Below are 20000 nucleotides of genomic sequence, written 5' to 3' on the forward strand. Positions count from 1 at the left end.
ACCACCCAAAATCGTATCGTTACCGTCTCCACCAATTAATGTGTCCTGACCGTAACCACCGCTTAACGTATCATTACCGGTGCCACCCTCGATGGTGTCATTGCCGTGCCAGCCTTCAATCGAATCACTGCCGCCGTTGCCTAAAATGGTATCGTCTTGGTACAAGCCCATAATGGTATCGCCGGTGTCGGAACCGATCGCTTTAAAACCAGATTCAAATTGTTCCGTCGTCCACACCGTGCCATCGGCAAACTGAATTTCTTTCGGCCGATAACTGCTGTTGATAAAGTAACTTTTTAAAGTAATGGTATCGGGCTGACCGACAAAACTAACGCGTAAATCGTTGTAATTCACACGCTCAAACACCATTGCGTCTTTACGGTATTGCTCACTGGTGAAAACTAGCGTATCGGCACTGCTGATAACCACGGTATCGTTTCCGAAATTGTCACCGAAGTAATAGGTGTCGGCACCAGCATTCCCATCCAGCGTATCGTCTCCGCGACCTCCGGTAATATGGTCATCACCGTATCCACCCGAAATGTTGTCGTTGCCCTCACGACCCAGCAAATGATCATGGCCATAACTGCCACTAATTGTGTCGTTGCCTGAGTTTCCAACTAAACGATTTGGAAATGAATCACCAGTCAGTGTTTGTCCCGCTTCTGATTCACTCGCATATTCCGTCGTTGAAATTTCCGCTTCAAATTGCGAACTACCGCTATAGCGAGTTTCTTTGACAAGTTGTGAAGCTCCATCGTATTCAAATGCTGTGAAATTGCCCTCAGGATCTTCTGTTAAAACTAGGCGACCCGCTTTGTCGTAAACCTTTTTAGAAACGCGATCTCGATTGTGATCATTTGATAAGTTCAGAGCTTCCAGTGTTAATGTTGATACAACCGATGATCCTTCGTTTTCTGGACTTACGGCTACTACATCAGAAAGATTTATTCCATGCGCAGTTCCATCTTCGAATTGGATCGAAAGCTGACCAGAAGTCAAAGAGTTTGAAGCAAACTTTAAATTAATCTCTGACTCTTGAGTTAAAGTGAAACCAGACTCGATAGTAGCTTTAGTCGCACCCTTTAATAGGATTGTTCGATTATCTGCACTTAACTCTAAATTGCTTCCGGAACCCTCTGTTAGCTCACTTATATCTAGTGAATAATCAACTGAAGTCGATTGAGCCTCTTCTTCATAAATTTTAACATTTTTGAAACTACCATTAGAGTCCGTTGGAGATGCATCCTTATCATTAGCAAGAAACAACCTCGTCATCTTTTTAAGATAATTAGAACCTAACTGCCCAACCGGTATCTTGTATGATTGCCACTCACCAATCGTTTTATAAGATTCAGGCGCATTATGCCAAGTGCTCACATACTGTGTACCAAATAACTTAACATTCAAACCTTCACGCCGGTGATAGTCGACAGTATCGAAACCAATACCGTGAACTTCTGCTTGACTGTCTGTCTTAAAGTCAAATTCAACAACCGTATTTTCAGTAAAATTATAATCGATGGGAATACTGCGCCAGGTGTTCCCAACTAATTCAATTTCATTACCATCGGTAGAAACATTAATTAAACTATGAGTATCTTGACCGACAACGACGTCCAATTGACGGTCATTAAAGTTAATTGAATCTGGCTCGGGAACAACTTCATGAATTTTTACATTACGAAATGCGCTATGGCCACCTGCAACAAGTGCATCATTGTCATTTGCAAAAAATAGGTGAGTTATAGACGGGGCTATTTGACCACTGAGGGAACTTACTGGAATACGGTAAGTTTGCCATTCACCATTAGCTGAATATTGATCTTGGTGTGTTGTCCAACTTGAAGCACTTTGAGTTCCATATAATTTAATAAATTGACTCGATCCTTCATAAGTGCTTTTCGAATCAAATCCTATGCCCTGTATCTCAGCTTGACCATCACTTCTAAACTCAAACTCGATAACTGAGTAGGGAGTTAATTGATAATCAAAAGGAATGGCTTTCCATGTGTTGCCAGTTAACTCTAATGTATTACCATCACTTGATACGATAGCTTCATTCGACGTGTCTTGGCCATCAACGGAAATTAAATCAGCTTCATTAAAAATTAATGCTTGTTCTGCACCACCGACGCTTTTAAATGTGATGTCTTTGAATGCACCTTGAGTATCAATCGAAGCATCATCACCATTGCTCAATGATATTTGAGTAATCTTGCCCTCAGAAACAGCCAGTAAATTAGAAAGTGAGAACGATACATCTTTCCAATCACCGGCACTAAAACCAAATTCATCAATATTAAAAAGCGCGTTCTTTAATTCTCGAGTATTTATGCGATTAAAACGTTCAATAGTTTCAACCAACTGACCTTTCTCGTCGTACTTTAACTCAGTTATTGCACCGACTTCGTCGATTTTAGCAACAACACGATCAAGATCATCATACACGGTATAACTGAACGCACCGCTAGCATCTTGACGCGCTGTTTGACGACCTTTGTCGTCGTAGAAATAATTAACTTTGCCCAGTGAGGTGACTTCATCAGCGCTAAAGCTTTCGCGACTGATCATTTGTCCAAGTGTGTTATAAACCGTTTCTGTAGTAACGCCATTGATAGCTTCTACCGTTACCGTACGATTGGCATCGTCGTAAACCGAGATTTTAATTTCGCCATCGGGACGTGTCGTTGAAGTTAAACGACCCAGTCCATCGTATACGTTAGTGGTTTGAAACGTTAAGGGGTTACCGTCATCATCGGTATCGATGGAAGCATTACCCTCTGCGTCGTAGCTGTAGCGCGTGGGTAAAATGGTTTTTAACAATTGACCCTCTGCACTGTAAACGTAGCGCGTCGTTTCACTGCGTGCTGCGATGCCTGTTCCGTTGGAATCAACGCGATGATGTTGAGTGGTACTGGCCACTTGACCGCGAAAGTCGTAAACATTGCTGATTAAAATTTGTTGTGTTTGGTCGATAGAGGCAACCCAAGTTTCTAAACTCGTTTCACTGGGTAACGCATCAACGCTTAATCCACTGGTATCGAAAAACGCTTGGGTGAAGTGACGGGTATTCTCAAGTAAACCTTCAACAGTATAATCGAACTGTTTAACACGACCTTCTGCAGAAATACTGAATCGAAGATGACCTTCGTCGTCGTACACAAAATAACTGGTTGCTGCATTACCTGCAGTTTGCTCACCCGCTCCGTCAGGATCAGCAACTCGATAAACTGCTTCTGAGGTCATCAAGTTCAAGCTGTTGTAAGTTCGCGTGACGGTATTGCCTTCCGCATCGCGCTGAAGAATCAGATTTCCTTGATCATCGTAGTCAAAGAAAGTGGCATTGTTCTTTGCATCGTATACCGTTTGAACACGGTCGGACCCCGCATAATACTCGAAGCGCGTTTGCTGACGCTGACCATTAATTGTGGGAGATGTAATACTCGTTAAATTACCATCATTTGCGCTATCAAAAGTGACAGTTGTGACTCGACCATGCTGGTCAGTAATATCGGTGGATTCATTATTGTAGGTGAATGTTTGCGAATGGCCTTCGCTGTTAGTAATGGTTTTAACACGGTCGCTGTCATCGTAAGTAATCGATAATTGATGACCGTTACTTTGTGTAATCGATGATATGAAATTTGATGTTTCATCCCGATAGGTATAGGTAGTGGTGTAAACATTGCCATCGGTAATATCACTATCTTCCGGTGTTAAATCAATGGAGACTGCGCTCAATCGATTTTGCGCATCATAACTGTAGTGTGTGGTTTGATAGTCTTTTGGTGACCCAGTTTCAACGTCCTTTGTTACTAATGAGACGCTGCGCAGTAAATTACCGTCATACTGAAAGGTCATGGCTTGTTCTGTTGACTCGATGGATTGAATCAGTCCATTAACATCAAAGTTGAATTGGGTCGCGTTACCATCACGATCGTAAACTCGATTTAAAATACCGTCGCTGGTATAGACTTCACGACGTTGAGTGTTGCCATCCTGCCACTCAAGTTCGCCATTGTCAGTTACTCGAATGGTATCTTGCGCATCTGCCACATCTTCGTTGACATACTCGCCTGTCGCTTCATCATAGTTAAACTGCGTTACACTGCCATCTGCCGCTGTACGGGTGATGGAACTTCCGGCCGTGCCTAAAGTTCCAGTGATATCGAGTCGTCGGTACACGCCCATCATCCACTGGTCATTGTTATCGCCATCAAACTGACCTTGGCTGTTGTACGTCCGCAATGCCTGAGCATTAATGCCCATGCCGACTAAAATTTCATCCTGGTGTTGAATAACCAGGTTACCGGAAGCGGCATTAACGTAAGTTCGTTCGCCAGTTTCTCCGGCCTGTGCGCGCCCTAGTTGTCCTTGATTGCCAAGAATGTTGAGAGAAGAATTCAATAATCCTAAGTCGTTTGAAGTGATGATGGCTGACATTCAAAAATCCTTAAAAGCGATCCAATTTGAGAATTCGAAAAATTGACGGATAAAATGGACGGGTATTGTACGCGAAACTTATTATACTTATGAGATTTTTTGGCGTTTTTGAGGAATATTCACGTCATTTATGCGACGTTCGCGACAGCTAGATGCATAGATAACAACTTTTTATTCCTATCCCTTGCTGCCAACTATTAACACCAGTTTTGGTTGGTGTTTTATCGGACTGTTCGATAAAATAAGGGGATTTTTTATCAGGAGAGAATCCGTACCAATGGAAAACCTAGATTCCGAAGAGTTATTACACTTAGCGATGCATGCATCAAGTCAAAACCGCCATGACGACGCTATCCAACATCTAAAAACGGCTCTCAGCCAAGACACGAATAATGCCTTTGTTAATTACTTGCTAGCTGCAGAATATGCCTCAATTGCATTTTACGACAGAGCACTCACCTATTTTGAAACGACCGCTGAATTAGCACCTGACCTACATGTTGCTCGTTTACAGTGGGGACTGCTACTCACAGCTCTGGATCAAATCGATAAAGCTTCGCTGGTACTCGAGCCTCTCGTCTCGCTAGAAGAAGACAATTTCTATCGACAATTTGCAAACGGGCTCCAGCTATTAATCAAAGAAGACCTCGAATCGTCACGCGATGCGATCAAAAAGGCGATTTCATTGAACGATGAGAACGTTCCACTGAATCAGGATTTTGAAAAAATCGTTAAGGAAATAGAAGCTCGTTTATCGGGTGACAAACAGCAAGCTCAAACTGAAGAAGACGGCGACGACCAAGATAAAAGCGGCGTGAATTCATTTTTATTATCGTCTTACAATAATTAATTATGAGCCGCATCAACCGTACGGATCCAATATCCAGTCTGATAGAATCATTATCTGTGACTAAAAAGTCGGGCGACAGTCCGGCTCGCTCCTCAGAATCACAGGAGCGCATGACTCATGATAACGATATCGAGCAATTGAAAAAAGAAGTGGCAACTTCAGTTTCTAAGTTGTCGACCAAAACCGACGAAGAAAAAAACATTGCTCGAAAATTAGTCATCAACAAAATGATTCAGTGGCGTTTTCAATCCATTATTTCCAATGCGGCGCATATGAGTTATCTTGTTGAATCAGTCAACAAATCAATTCAACAAGATCCTGAAGCTGATAAACTGTTAAACCAATACATCAAAGAAGTTACTAAATCCTAAACACTAACTACAGATAATAACAAATGAAAAAAATTGATCTGCGCAGTGATACCGTAACCCTTCCCTCGCCAGACATGAAAGACGCCATGATGTCAGCTCCTCTCGGCGACGATGTTTATGGCGAAGATCCTACAGTCAATCAACTTGAAAGTTACTGTGCCGCATTGCTCAACAAAGAAGCGGCTATATTTGCTCCCAGTGGTACGCAATCCAATTTATTAGGTTTAATGTCACACTGTGAACGTGGTGATGAATATATTGTTGGACAAGATGCTCACACTTATAAATACGAAGGTGGTGGAGCAGCCGTTCTAGGGAGTATTCAGCCACAACCTCTTGAGTATCAAGCGCCTGGAATTATACCGATAGAAAAAATTAAAGCCGCTATCAAACCGAAAGACAATCACTTCGCTCGAACGCGTTTGGTGTGTCTCGAGAACACTCAGGCGGGTGTTTGTGTTCCGTCTGATTACACAAGTCAAATCGCTGATCTTTGTAAAACAGAAGGCCTTGCTTTTCATCTTGATGGCGCTCGGTTATTTAATGCGGTTGTTGCTACAGGAGAATCTATCGAGTCAATGACCCATACTTTTGACTCTGTGTCTTTATGTTTATCAAAAGGTTTAGGTGCGCCCGCGGGCTCAGTACTTGTTGGTTCCAAAACATTAATTGAAAAAGCTCGTCGCTGGCGGAAAGTGTTAGGTGGCGCAATGCGTCAATCAGGCATGTTAGCTGGTGCTGGACTATACGCGTTACAAAATAATATCGAGCGTTTAGCAGACGATCATCGACGCGCTAAATCGTTAGCTGATGCCTTAAGAAAAATTGGGGCTCTGACAGTCAGCGAGCACAGCGGCGTCACCAATATGGTATTTGTAAATGTTCCCACCGAAAAAGTCGCTCAGCTCCAGTTGAGCGCGCAGGAAAAAAACATTGTATTACCCGAAGGTGAGTCATTAAGACTGGTTACTCACTTAGATATTGATGATAATGCCATCGAAAAAGTGATTAATGTATTTACAAAAACCTTTAATTAATTTTTAGACTAATTAGATTTTGTTTTGAGTCTATAAAAAAGCTTGAGCGATTTAATCTTGTTATACTCAAGCTTTACACTAAGACTCAATAGTCAATTGAACTTTTGAACGTTACACTTCAATACTAAGAAATTACTTTTAATAAAGCTTCTTCGTCTTCCACGGGTATATTTAAGTCTTGTGCTTTTTTTAATTTAGAGCCCGCACCAGGGCCTGCATAAACCACAGAGGTTTTCGAAGACACACTACCACTCACCTTTGCACCGAGTTCGACCAACTTTTCTTTTGCAACATTACGAGACATCGTCTCAAACGTTCCGGTTAAAACAATCGTTTTTCCTTTGAGTGGCATTTCATCCGCAGACTTTTCGACTATCGCAGGCCAATGAACCCCTAATTCGATTAAATCTTCAATTATTTTGACATTTTCATCATTATCGAAAAATGAAACGATATGATGCGCTACCACAGGACCAATATCGCTTAACTCTAAAAGTTGTTCTTCTGTCGCTTGCGTTAATTGCTCAATCGTCTTTAACTCATTTGCTAAGGTTTGTGCTGTAACTTCGCCGACTTCACGAATACCCAAAGCGTAAATAAATTTACCAAAGGTAGTCGACTTGCTTTTTTCGATCGCTGCAATTAAATTCGATGCCGACTTTTCACCCATTCTTTCCATAGATTCGAGTTGTTCTTGCGTTAACCGATACAAGTCAGCCAATGATTTTATAACTTCTGCTTCAGACAGTTGCTCTACTAGTTTATCGCCTAAACCATCAATATCCATTGCCTTACGAGACGCAAAATGTTTGACCGACTCTTTACGTTGCGCAGAACAAAATAAACCACCAGTACAGCGATATATTGCTTGGTCCGCTTCGCGCTCAACCGGAGAATCACAGACAGGACAGTGCGTTGGCATTTCTACAGAACTTGCATTTTCAGGCCGACGCTCTAAAACAACACTCACAACCTGCGGAATGACATCTCCCGCTCGCCGAATAATGACGGTATCGCCCTGATGTACGTCAAGCCGCTTAATTTCATCCATATTGTGCAGTGTTGCATTACTAACGGTCACACCACCGACAAATACCGGCGTTAATCGTGCAACCGGAGTAATGGCTCCGGTACGTCCAACCTGAAACTCAACTTTTTCTAATGTTGTAATTTCTTCTTGCGCAGGAAACTTATGGGCAATCGCCCAGCGAGGTGCCCGTGCAACGAAACCTAGCTTTTCTTGCGCATCAATTGAGTCGACTTTATAAACCACGCCATCAATTTCGTAGGGTAAGTCATTCCGTTTATCTAAAATAGAATGATAATACTTGAGTGTTTCATTTATGCCATTTACGCATTTAATTTCAGGGCAAATAGGCAGTCCCCACTCTTTAATCTGTAGCAAGCGTTGGTAATGACTGTTTGCCAACTCGATACCTTCAGCTAAACCTAAGCTATAAACATAAATGGATAAATTCCGTTTTGCCGAGATGGAAGGATCTTTTTGTCGTAAACTTCCCGCAGCAGCATTTCGGGGATTAGCAAATACCTTTTCGCCCGACTCTCGAGCAAGTGCATTATGTTCTTCAAAAGATTGCTTTGGCATAAAAACTTCACCACGAACTTCAACCAGCTTTGGAAAATCACCGCGCAATGTTAATGGGACATTTTTAATGGTTCTGACGTTGGCCGTAATGTCTTCACCAACGCGTCCGTCACCTCGCGTTGCTGCTTTTACCAATTTTCCCTCTTCATAAATTAAACTAACCGCAGAACCGTCAAGCTTAGGCTCGCAAACATAAGCCACAGGGTCTGACGTAACAAGGCGTTCATTCACTCGTTTGGAAAAAGCATTGAGTTCATCATCGTTAAAAACATTATCCAACGATAGCATTGGCCGCAAGTGCTCGACTTTTTCAAAACTAGTTTCAACTTTAGCCCCAACTCGTTGCGTCGGCGAGTCTGAAGAAATAAGTTCGGGATGTTCTTGTTCTAATGCCTGTAGTTCACGCAGCAGACGATCGTACTCGGCGTCGGGAACTGAAGGTTCATCCAATACGTAATAGGCGTAATTGTGCTCATTGATTGCTTTACGCAATTCATTAACTCGTTGCTCAGGTGATAGCGTCATGAAATTAGTAAACTACTTTTGGATTAAGATTGTGTTAATTGACGGCGTTTGTATTCTTTGATTTGTTCTAATTCGTGCTGACGAGTTTGATCGGTAAACACACTGCGTGAGCTGTCCATTAATTTACCGCCAAACTCATCCTTTAGTGCACGAGCCGTATCAACCATCGTTTGATAAGCCGTGTCTGGTTCGTAACTACCAGGCACACCCATAAAAAAGGAAATGCCTTTGAAAGTTTCGTTTGCCATGGTTTGCACATCAAACGTACCCGGCTCAAATGCATTCGCAATGGAAAAATATTTTTTGTTCGTTGCCTGTGGCGATTTATAACGGTGAAAAATATTCATATCACCAAATCGGCAACCTCTTTCAATAAGAAGTTGCAACAGTTTTTCGCCCGCAAAGCCCTCTTCTGGCGCCAGCAATGTTACCGAAAAAATGAGCTCAGGTTCAACATCGGGATCAACCGGTTCTTCTTCCATAGCACTGAAAGAGTCTTGCTGCGAAGTTACCGTAATGGGATCGTCTCGAGTCGCTACAAGGGATTCAGTAGCTGAATTTTCTGTTTGATGATTTGTCGCAAAATCAGATTCTCGTTCACCCAGTTTTTTTACACGCACCTCACCGATTCCATCCATATCAAAGCCGCCGTTATCTCGAGCTTCTGATACATCCCGTGAATTACGCATTTCCGGAATCGAACTTTTCTGTTTGCCTTTTTGACTGCGACGCCATCCATCGTAGGCAACATAACCCACTACCGCAGCACCCAATACGCCTAAAATAATACGAAGTTCCCACTCCATGTGAAAATGCCTCTTCGTTACATAGCTGCCATAGCAGCAGCTTCATCAATATCTACAGCAACTAGCCGTGATACACCGGGTTCTTGCATGGTAACACCGGCAAGTTGATGCGCCATTTCCATCGCCACTTTATTGTGCGATATGTAAATGAACTGAACTTTTTCTGACATACTTTTTACCAGGTTACAGAAACGTCCAACGTTTGCATCGTCTAATGGAGCGTCAACCTCATCCAACATACAAAACGGTGCTGGATTAAGTTGGAAAATTGAAAACACCAACGCAATCGCTGTTAATGCTTTCTCTCCACCCGATAACAAATGTATCGTTGAATTTCTCTTACCAGGAGGACGTGCCATCACTGCAACACCAGTATCCAGTAAGTCATCTCCGGTCAACTCTAAATAAGCATGACCGCCGCCAAATACTTTGGGGAATAACTCTTTCAAACCCGAATTAATTTTTTCGAACGTCTCTTTAAATCGCGTTCTTGTTTCTTTATCAATTTTACGAATTGCAGACTCTAAAGTCTCCATCGCTTCCAACAAGTCAGCGTGCTGCTCATCTAAATAAACTTTACGCTCCGATTGTTGTTTGTGTTCTTCGATCGCCGCTAGATTGATCGCTCCGAGACGTTGAACCTTGCCATTGATCGCCTCTAACTTTTCTTGCCAATCGTGTTCGTTGGCGTCTTCCGGCAAACTTTCAGCGATAGATTCAATGGATTGCTCATCGTCAGCCAAAGACTCGGCCTGAGTATTTTGCCGAGTTTTGCATTCTTGCCATTCCATTTTCGAGCGCTCAAGTCGACTTCGAATGGCTTGTGCCGCCTGTTCTGCTTCCAAACGCTTTTTATCAATTGCACGAAGTTTGTTATCAGCTTCGGTCACTTTTTCTCGCGCTGTACGTAATTCTTCTTCGACTAACAAACGTTTCTCGAGCGCTTCTTCTAATTCAATCTTTTGATCATCACCCGGTTCTTCAAGTGTACTAATACTATCTTGCAACTCGACTTTACGTTGTTGCAACTGGGCTATTTGTTGATCCATTCTTTGGAAGTTATTCTTAGCGGAATTGATTTCAGTTCGCAAAGATTCCACACGTAACGCTAATTTGTGAGCAACGTCTTTTGCTTCGCGCGCTCGGTTTCGGGCCTGTTCCAGTTCGCTACGAATTTCCTCACGCGTTGCCGTTAAAGATTCCTTTTTATCCGTATCGCTGGCCATGTGTTCTACCAAGCCCTCAATCACTTTACGGCTGGCGACTAACGATTTTTCATCGTCATCCATTTGTCGAACGGCTTCAGCTCGTTCGCGTTTCAGCGTTTCAATTCGTTTGCGGGTTTGTTCCAGCTTGGCTTGTTGACTACCCACACGTGCACGCAACTCGCTGTACTTTTTATTGGCTTCTTTTAGCTCTCGCTGTTTTTGTTCCCAACTATTTTCTAAATCACGAATATTATCGCGAACTTCCGCTTCCTGTTCGTTTAGCTCGTCTAATAACAATTCCTTTTCTTCCAACAATACGACGAGCTCTTTTAATTCTGCTTCGCGTTCAACTAATCCGGCTTCATCTTTTGTCGCACGCGACACACGAATCCAATCCTTGCTAATCCAAAGACCATCTTTAGTGACGGCACTTTCTTTTCCTTCCAATTCATTTTGAATGGCTAACGCATCTTCTAATGTTTCTACACATCGAACAGAATTCAACAACCCCGTTAAATCGGCAGGACCTTGCACTTTACTGGCCAGACTATTGGGCTCACCTGATGAACCATTTGATGTTTTAAAAAATTGAAGAGAACCTTCGGTTAATTCCTCTAAGCGACTGGTTAAAGAAAAATCATCAACCAATACGGCTTGTAACGTTTCACCCAATACCGTCTCAACGGCTTTTTCCCAACCCGTGTCAACCTTTAGCGATTCGACCAAACGAGGTTGTGCTGCTAGGCCAGATTGCTCAAGCCATTGTTTGGTCTTTTTATTTTCACCACCCAATGCTGCGCTTTGTAGCGCTTCTAGCGAGACTTTACGCCCTTGCATTTTTTGCACTTCACGACGCAACTCATCAATTTGTTGACTTTTATTCCGGCGCTTATCGCGAAGATCGGAAATCTTCTCCACAAACTCGTCAACGGTTTCCGACAAGGTTGCGGCTTCTAATTCGACTTTCGATAATTCATTGGAAGCCTCTACCATTGACGCTTCCATCGGTTCAGCAGTCAAGTTTTCGAGTTCGCGATCCATATTGTCGATGCGTGACGACAATCGAGTGGAATGAGATTCCAAATGTTGTATTCGAGTTTTTTCAACTTCGAGCTTTTGCGTATTCCCTGAAGCCCCCTGATTAAATGCATCCCAATCTTGCTGCCATTGATTCATCGACTCTTCTAACTGGCTTAATCGTTCTTGCGAAGCTTCAACGGTTTCATTATGCATTTCGAGTTCCGGCTCAGCTTCCATCAACTCTTGCTGTAGCGTTTCCATGCGATCTTCATCGCTGAGTTTCTGCTCCATTTGTTGGGATAAAGAACTGGAGGTGCTTTGAAGATCTTCTAATAATTGAGTTTTACGCTCAGACTGATGTTTGATGGCTTGCTCTAAACGAGCGATATCGGCACCGATTCCATAGTAACGTCCTTGAACTTCGTTAAAATGGTCACTTAACTCAACGTGTAAATCTCGGGTTTGCTCAATCTCAGCATCCGCCCGACGTTGCTCTGCAATGCGCGACTCGAGTTCTGTTTCAAGCTGGTTAATGAGCGTTTCAAATTCTTTCATTTGCTGGTCAAATCGCTGCCATCTTAAAACTGACAATTGAGATTTCAGCTCACGCTCTTCACTCTTTAACTCTTTGTATTTCATTGCAGCGTTTGCTTGACGTTGCAAATGCGCCAATTGTTTACCCAGCTCTTCTCGAATATCCTCAAGACGCTCAAGATTTTCTCGAGTATGACGAATTCTGGTTTCAGTTTCTCGACGTCGATCTTTGTATTTGGAGATACCTGCGGCTTCTTCAATAAAAACTCTTAATTCCGCAGGTTTCGATTCGATTAAACGAGAGATCATGCCCTGTTCAATAATCGCGTAGGAACGTGGCCCTAGACCGGTGCCAAGGAATATATCGGTAATGTCTTTACGACGACATTTTGTTCCGTTTAAAAAGTAAGTCGATTGACCATCACGGGTGACTGAACGTCGAACAGAAATTTCACTATAAGATGCGTACTCACCAACCAATTTGCCTTCGCTATTATCGAAGACCAATTCAATACTGGCTTGACCAACAGGCTTACGTGCTGTCGACCCATTAAAAATAACGTCGGTCATTGAATCGCCACGCAAGTGCTTGGCAGAGGATTCTCCCATTACCCAGCGAACAGCATCGATCAGATTCGACTTTCCACAGCCGTTTGGCCCCACAATCGCAGTTAGATTTTGCGGAAAAGGCACAACGGTAGGATCAACAAACGATTTAAATCCTGCCAATTTTATCTGTTTTAAGCGCATAACCCTGAAATCTTTGTTTTTTATCTTTACAATGAGGGGATTAAATTTGAGAAAATACGTTAGCTCATTGCTTTATTGTATAGCCTTGTAGTTTAAATTATTTCACTTCTGAAACACACTACTGTTTCAAAAATAAGAGAATATTTTTAGTTTATGGTTAAAACAGGATTTAGTGGTGCTCAATATTTCACCAAAGGGTTGCATTTAGTACGTCAGAAAGGCATTCGGCATTATGTGATATTGCCTTTATTGATAAATTTAGTCTTATTATCGGCGGGCTGTATCTGGCTGTTTACTAGCTTAATGGAATGGAAAGACGATATCTATCAATCCAGTGGCAGCATTGTTCAGTGGTTTTTCGATAATTTGGGCTGGCTCATTTGGCCAATCGCCTTTATCGCTATTTTTATCACTGTGTTTTATTTTTTCGCCATAATCGCGAACTGGCTGGCAGCGCCTTTTAACGGCCTACTCGCCGAAGCCGTCGAAAGGCATCTTTCCGGAGAATCCATTAACGAAGACACCGGTGGATTTGTCGGGGCGATGAAAGACTTACCTAGAATTTTTGGTCGCGAGTGGGCCAAGTTTAAGTATTGGTTACCCAAAGCCATCGGTTGTTTGCTGTTATTTCTCATTCCTGGTGTTAATTTGATTGCACCGGTTGTCTGGTTCATTTTTAGCGCCTGGATGATGTCGGTCCAATACGTCGATTATCCCATGGACAATCATAAAATTAGCTTTCAAACCATGCTCGAACACTTAAGAGCAAAACGAGGTGGTCCACTTGGGTTTGGCTCGATGATTTTATTAGTTACGATGATACCGGTTCTTAATATTTTAGTGATGCCCGTAGCTGTTGCCGGCGCAACCGCACTCTGGTTTGAAAATTACCGCCAGGAATCTTAACCACCTTAATGTTCTAAATTCAGCCAAAGTCTTTTTGAGCGAGACTTTTTTGGGCAATATATTTTTGAACGATATTCAAAAGGTTATATTCTGGGCAAAAAAAAGCCGCTTACTCATGAGTAAGCGGCATAATTAACCAAGTTAAAAGTTAAAAATGTTGCGTAATTGACATTAGAAATCGAGGACGCCGAATCTCATCTTCAAGGCCTTTATCGAAAGAAAAATAATTTCTACCGCCTGGATAAGAATCGAACAAACTGTAGCCTTGAACGGTTATACGAAACACCAATGGCTTGGAATAACTGTAATCATTCAAACTGTAAGCAGCAAAATCATACAAACTCAGCAACGACAGCTCGTACATGTCGACGGGCGTTGGATTATTGTATTCTGCAACTTCAAAACCAAAGCGTTCGCCAATGGGAATCGTTAGGGCCATCGATTCCATCACGAAGGGCTCATAAGCGTGCGTTGGGTAGATGAGAGAATCATCTCCATCACAGTACGCATTTAGGGCAATTATCCCCGAAAATATTGCGACCGCACTCTTCTTCATCCGTGAAACGAGTGCGTTTAATGAATACTTCATAACACTCACACGATAACTCATATTTCGATAATTGAGATAAGTGTAACAAATTTGTTCAAAATTCCAACAATAAAATATTCAATTTGCGACTTATTCTGCAGAATTCCTAAATTTGCGTGATAAAAACAAGTTATTTATGTCGCCATTTAGTATCAAAAGTTAAAGTTCAATCTAAATACCTTAAACTATCCATTTGTTTTAAAAGCCTTTTCTCTGATATTGGATAGGCAGTCTTAATTCCCTGAGCGAATAAAGAGATCCGGTACTCTTGCAGCATCCAAAAGAGCTCTTTCTTAGCCAAAGAGTAGTCTTTATTATGAGGAGAATCAGGAATGCTTAAAATTCGGAGTTTTATGTCACTAAACTCCCTGAGTGAAGCCTCTTCGCGCGGAAAATTAACTTCCATTCGATCTAAACGGCGCTCAAGTGCGCTTAAATAGCGGCCAAAATCGCTTAAATGTTGCAATCCATGTTCAAATAAACAACCTTCAAACCATAAATCGTCCAGTTGCGATCGGATATCTTGATAAGATTTTAAATAACGGGGCTCAACCTTTTCGTACACCTTTTTGCTAATAACTTGCGTTTGTTTTAATAACGATAACAAGTGCGTCAGTTGTTCATTCATTTGTTCGGTAAAGCTTTCTGCAACCTGGGCAGAGAATTCATCAAAATCTTGACGATTTTCAATCGGCAATTGAGGCAATGAAGCAGCGACAACGGCCATTGCCATATCATCGATCAACTCATTATAGTTTTCGACCAAAGTCGACAGACGAGTTAGCTCTTTTCTATTTTGCCAAGACCGCTGAAAATACTTTACGGTCTTATCCAGAGAGAGAACGACCAAACGACAAATTGCTTGAGCATGTTTTTCTTCCGCCTGATATTTTGATTCACAACCGATCACAGTGACATGGTCTCGTCGGTCGCACAACGCTTGCAAAATGCGCGTTTTTTGTCGTTGATGACTGCGTTGCAATTCGAGAGGAAACTCATCGTTTTCAGGCCAAGCGGTAAGTTTTTCAATTTGAGGCTTACGCGACTCGGCAGCAGACGGTGTTGAGGATGTCGTTATATTTTGCAGTGACTGCTTAATTTGTTGATCTAATAATTGTTGTAACTCTTCTAAATTACGTCCTTTTCGAATGGGTTGTTTTCCATCACCAAAAATTTTAAAGTTCGGTGTTAAATGGGCCGGCAAAGCAATTTCTTTCCACAAATCAATATCAATACGAATTCCGGAAATTTGATACAAAACGGTAGCCAACTCCTGAAAAAACTCACCTTCCCCCCATTTATCTTTTAGTCGCTCATAACTGGCTTGAGCGTATTCCGGTGCAGGAATGAAATTTTTACGAATGGCTTTTGGCAGCGCCTTAATCGAGCACAAAATCTTTTCTTGTAATAATCCAGGAACCAACCACTCAAAATCTGATGGTTTAAATTGTTTTAACATTGAAACTGGCAAACAAACCGACACACCATCATCTTCATGACCGGGTTCAAATCGGTATTCGAGTTTTATTTCACTGCCACGAATTAACAGGTACTTAGGAAAAGCGGATTCATCCAATTCGGCTTCTGGATTCAGCACATCATTTTCGGTCAAAGTCAGTTGTTGATTTCTTGCGTGCCAGTCTTTCTTAACCCAACGCTCCAAAGCTTTTTGCGTGACTATCGACTTAGGCAAATGATCATCGAAAAACTCAACCAGCTCTTCATCACTTTTTAAAATATCAGTTCTTCGCTGACGCGTTTCTTCGTCACGATATTCATTGAGTAATTTTTGATTACTCAAAAAACACGGAAGCTTTGACTTCATTTCACCATCAATCAGTCCTTTTTCAATTAACCACTGCCGGCTTAATACTGGATCCTGATCGCTGTAACTCACCAGTCGATTGGCCACAATAATTAAACCAAATAATGATTTCTGCAAGTACGCTGCCGCTTCTCCTTTATTTTTTCGCCAATGAGGATCAAGGTAAGTGACTTTACTAATGTGTTCTGCTGCTGACTCAATCCACTCGACTTCAATGGGTGCTGTTGCACGCGCGTATAATTTACCCGTCTCCATTAGTTCAGCCGATAGTAACCATGCTGGTTTGTTTTTAAAGTTAACCGACGACGGATGAATAAAAACTTTCGTATTACGAGCTCCCTGATAATGAACTTCGGTCGTTTTGGTAATGATATTGGGCAACAACGCAGGAATAAGCGCTCGGTGAAGACCTTCATAATCCGCGGGATTTTTCTTAATTTTGAAACCCATGTCTTGCATTAACTGTTTTAGTTGCCGATACGTATTTCTCCAATCTAACCAGGCAGGAAAATTGATAAAGTGCTCAAAGCAATATTCTTTAAACTCCCGATTAGATCGAGCTTCCTGCTCTTTGTGTAACCCATTCCAAACGTTTAAAAAAGTAGCAAAATCTGACTTTTTGTCATTCCACTGCGCATGCGCCTGATCGGCCTTTTGTGCTTTATCATGGGGTCTTTCTCGTGGATCTCTTACGCTGTACAAACTCGCAATCACCAACATTTCTTGTAATGCGGACTCACGTCCCGAATACAACATGGCCGCAAGCTTAGGATCCACTGGCATTTTTGCAATGCTACGTCCCATTTCCGTCAGTTGGTTGTCCTTATCCAAAGCTCCCAGTTCAAACAACAGTGTCATGCCATCGCGCCAATGTTTGTCCTCTGCGTTTTCTATAAATGGAAACGCTTGTGGCTCATCAATGCCCATCGATTTCATTTGTAAAATAACGGAAGCTAAATTGGTTCGTTTAATTTCTGGTAGCGTAAACTCCAAACGACTGTCAAAATCTTGCTCATCGTACAACCGATAGCAAATTCCAGCAGAAACACGACCACAACGTCCTGCCCTTTGATTAGCACTGGCTTGAGAAATTTTTTCGACCTGCAATCGTTGAATTTTGCTGCGCATACTAAATCGACTGATGCGCGCGGTGCCCGGATCAATCACGAATCGAATTCCTGGTACCGTTAATGACGTTTCAGCAACATTGGTTGCTAATACAATTTTTCTACCTTGAGCCGGCTTGAATACTTTTTGTTGATCGCCAATACTAAGTCGTGCGTACAATGGAAGAATTGTCGTTTGACTTAAATTTAATTTGCGCAATTGCCGTGTGACTTGGCGAATCTCACCTTCACCTGGCAAAAATATTAAAATGTCGCCAGGCCCCTCTTTTACCGCTGCTTTTACCGCATGTTGTACTTGAAATATTTCCGGGCGCTCACCGTAAGGAATAAGATTGGGATCCGCGGGAAAATACTGAATATCGACAGGATAAGTTCGACCTTCGACATTAACGATCGGTGCCTCATTAAAAAATTTCGAAAAGCGTTCAACATCAATGGTGGCGGATGTAATAATAACTTTTAGATCTTTTCGTTTTTTTATTAACTCTTTTAAAAGACCCAACAAAAAATCAATATTGATACTGCGTTCATGCGCTTCATCGATAATAATCGCTTCATAATGACTTAAAAAAGGATCGCGTTGAATTTCAGTCAACAACATTCCATCAGTCATTACTTTGATATAACCATCCGGTGATGTTTTTTCGAAAAAACGAACGCTAACACCAACATCGGTTCCTAGCGGACAGTTCAACTCTTCTGCAATCCGCGATGCAACGGAAGTAGCAGCAACTCGTCTCGGCTGAGTGTGACCAATAAGACCGCGAACTCCCACACCCGCTTTAAGGCAGATTTTCGGTAATTGAGTGGTTTTTCCACTCCCCGTCTCTCCCGCAATAACAACGACTTGATGAGACTTAATTAATTCGGCGATTGGATCGGCCTCTTCACTCACCGGTAATGAAGGAGGGAAACTCACTTTCGGCAATTTTTTCTTGCGTTGAGACAAATGATCTTGCGACTGAGAGTAGTGTTTTTCCAGCTTGCTAATAAGCTGATCAGCCGGTTTTTTACGGCGCAAGTTTTGCTGCACTTTTCGGCGCAAAGACAATAACTTTCCGGCATCACGTGTAGTACACCGATCAATATCTATACGGACTAAACTTGTTTTTTCTGAAGGCGAAGACTTGGAATCAAAATGAGACATGTGAATTATTTTCGTACAACACAAATAAAAAAGCCCGCTTGCAATGCAAACAGGCTATCAATTAATTTTACTGAACAGCCTAATCCCAGATTTCGTGCTTTTCGAGTAACTCAGCAAAAAACTTACTGACTGGGCGGATGAAATCTTTATCTTCCCAATACCCGTTGTGACACGCAGGATTCCAGGAAGTCGCTGGATTACCGACATTTATTTCATAATCACCGGTGACGGCATTTTTATAATCATCGTTAATACCCTGCAATGGATAAGCAACAATGTCATCTTTATCATAAAAATTAAGCCATTTTGCTCTTTGGGCAAAATCTTCAGGTAAAGCTTCACCAGCAACAGTAATAGGCTTATGCAAATCTTCGTGATGGCGCACATAAATAGCTAGAGGGCTACCAAAAGTAACAAATCCGGCTAAGTTTCGCGTTGCTTCAAAATTAGAAATACCCTGTCCCTCGCTACGCATGCGCTTGATGTAATCTTGCATTATGATACTACCGAAAGAATGCGCTAACACGACTAACGGAGTTTTCTCTTCATTTATGCGGCGGTGGCCAGCGAATTGACGTAATGAATCTGCAACTCTATTCTGAACTTTCTCATACAAACGAGAGCCTTTATGATACGCCAATCCCGACCCAAGATAGTCAATAAACATTTTTCGCGTACCTTCATACGCTAAATCATTTTTGTAGTTAATGCTCTTATAAAAATCTGAGAGTTCGTCTTTGATTGCATCAGCCCAGTAAATTTCTTTAAACATCAAATCGTCTTCAAGACGGCCCTCTCCACCGCTAACGTACTCTTCAATAAGTCGATGTTTTAGTTCAACGGAGAAGTGTTGATCTTCCGTACTCATCCCATGAATGATGGCAACCGCAAGTCTTTTCATAATTTTTTCCACTCTCATTGCTTTTGCAAAGGTTTAAGATAAATACTCGCGCAAAATCAACGAGATATCAAGCAAGATTCTAGAAAATTGCAAAGAAAGCTTAGATTAGGCTAAAGCTTGGAAATTTGTAACTGTAAGGTCGAAAATAAAAGTTTTAGAAAATGAGCTAGAAGAGAATTTTGTCACTTTCGACTTGGGTCAATTTTGCCATTTCTTTTAGAAGAAAATGGCGGAGCGGACGGGACTCGAACCCGCGACCCCCGGCGTGACAGGCCGGTATTCTAACCAACTGAACTACCGCTCCATTTGGGTACCCCTTGCGAAGTGGGCGCTATATTACGGATCCACCCTG

General features: G+C 42.0%; 11 protein-coding genes and 1 tRNA gene. 4 read left to right on the top strand and 8 right to left on the bottom strand.

All coding sequences use genetic code 11. The annotated features are described in order from the left end of the window. Nucleotides 1-4446 (bottom strand): calcium-binding protein (locus tag FAX86_RS13945; RefSeq protein WP_281286423.1); only part of this gene is annotated, 4446 nt, incomplete at its 3' end. 277 nt (nucleotides 4447-4723) lie between these two features. Between FAX86_RS13945 and FAX86_RS13950 the strand changes: the two genes are divergently transcribed. From FAX86_RS13950 to ltaE, 3 genes are read left to right on the top strand one after another with little or no spacing between them, the layout of a single operon-like run. After that, nucleotides 4724-5296, top strand: coding sequence for a tetratricopeptide repeat protein (locus FAX86_RS13950; RefSeq protein ID WP_144394051.1), 573 nt, complete (start codon nucleotides 4724-4726; stop codon nucleotides 5294-5296). 2 nt (nucleotides 5297-5298) lie between these two features. After that, the gene (locus FAX86_RS13955) at nucleotides 5299-5667 is read left to right on the top strand and encodes a hypothetical protein (protein WP_144394052.1); all 369 of its coding nucleotides are present in this window, start codon (nucleotides 5299-5301) and stop codon (nucleotides 5665-5667) included. Nucleotides 5668-5690: 23 nt separating this feature from the next. After that, nucleotides 5691-6704 carry a low-specificity L-threonine aldolase gene (gene ltaE / locus FAX86_RS13960; RefSeq protein WP_144394053.1) on the top strand — a complete coding sequence of 338 codons (1014 nt, stop codon included), beginning with the start codon at nucleotides 5691-5693 and terminating at the stop codon, nucleotides 6702-6704. 124 nt (nucleotides 6705-6828) lie between these two features. On the opposite strand, the gene ligA is transcribed toward ltaE, so the two are convergent. From ligA to smc, 3 genes are read right to left on the bottom strand one after another with little or no spacing between them, the layout of a single operon-like run. Continuing rightward, nucleotides 6829-8835, bottom strand: coding sequence for an NAD-dependent DNA ligase LigA (gene ligA / locus FAX86_RS13965; RefSeq protein ID WP_144394054.1), 2007 nt, complete (start codon nucleotides 8833-8835; stop codon nucleotides 6829-6831). A 23-nt stretch (nucleotides 8836-8858) separates the two neighbouring features. Beyond that, nucleotides 8859-9641: a cell division protein ZipA gene (zipA, locus tag FAX86_RS13970; protein WP_144394055.1), complete on the bottom strand. Its 783-nt coding sequence runs from the start codon at nucleotides 9639-9641 to the stop codon at nucleotides 8859-8861. Nucleotides 9642-9658: 17 nt separating this feature from the next. Then, complete coding sequence (gene smc / locus FAX86_RS13975) at nucleotides 9659-13153, bottom strand: chromosome segregation protein SMC (RefSeq protein ID WP_144394056.1); 3495 nt, start codon at nucleotides 13151-13153, stop codon at nucleotides 9659-9661. A gap of 153 nt (nucleotides 13154-13306) precedes the next feature. On the opposite strand from smc, the gene cysZ reads away from it, so the two are divergent. Continuing rightward, the gene (cysZ, locus tag FAX86_RS13980; protein WP_144394057.1) at nucleotides 13307-14059 is read left to right on the top strand and encodes a sulfate transporter CysZ; all 753 of its coding nucleotides are present in this window, start codon (nucleotides 13307-13309) and stop codon (nucleotides 14057-14059) included. Between the two features lie 148 nt (nucleotides 14060-14207). Here cysZ and FAX86_RS13985 read toward each other — a convergent pair whose 3' ends face one another. The 4 genes from FAX86_RS13985 to FAX86_RS14000 all read right to left on the bottom strand — a co-directional run bounded on the left by FAX86_RS13985 (nucleotide 14208) and on the right by FAX86_RS14000 (nucleotide 19952). Then, the gene (locus FAX86_RS13985; protein ID WP_144394058.1) at nucleotides 14208-14648 is read right to left on the bottom strand and encodes a hypothetical protein; all 441 of its coding nucleotides are present in this window, start codon (nucleotides 14646-14648) and stop codon (nucleotides 14208-14210) included. A 166-nt stretch (nucleotides 14649-14814) separates the two neighbouring features. Further along, the gene (gene hrpA, locus FAX86_RS13990; protein ID WP_144394059.1) at nucleotides 14815-18747 is read right to left on the bottom strand and encodes an ATP-dependent RNA helicase HrpA; all 3933 of its coding nucleotides are present in this window, start codon (nucleotides 18745-18747) and stop codon (nucleotides 14815-14817) included. Nucleotides 18748-18826: 79 nt separating this feature from the next. Next, nucleotides 18827-19648, bottom strand: a complete 822-nt coding sequence (locus FAX86_RS13995) for an alpha/beta hydrolase (protein ID WP_144394060.1) — start codon at nucleotides 19646-19648, stop codon at nucleotides 18827-18829. Nucleotides 19649-19875: 227 nt separating this feature from the next. Next, nucleotides 19876-19952 (bottom strand) — tRNA-Asp (locus FAX86_RS14000). Nucleotides 19953-20000: the final 48 nt, after the last annotated feature.

It is taken from the genome of Pleionea sediminis (assembly GCF_007570825.1).
Lineage (GTDB): Bacteria > Pseudomonadota > Gammaproteobacteria > Enterobacterales > Kangiellaceae > Pleionea > Pleionea sediminis.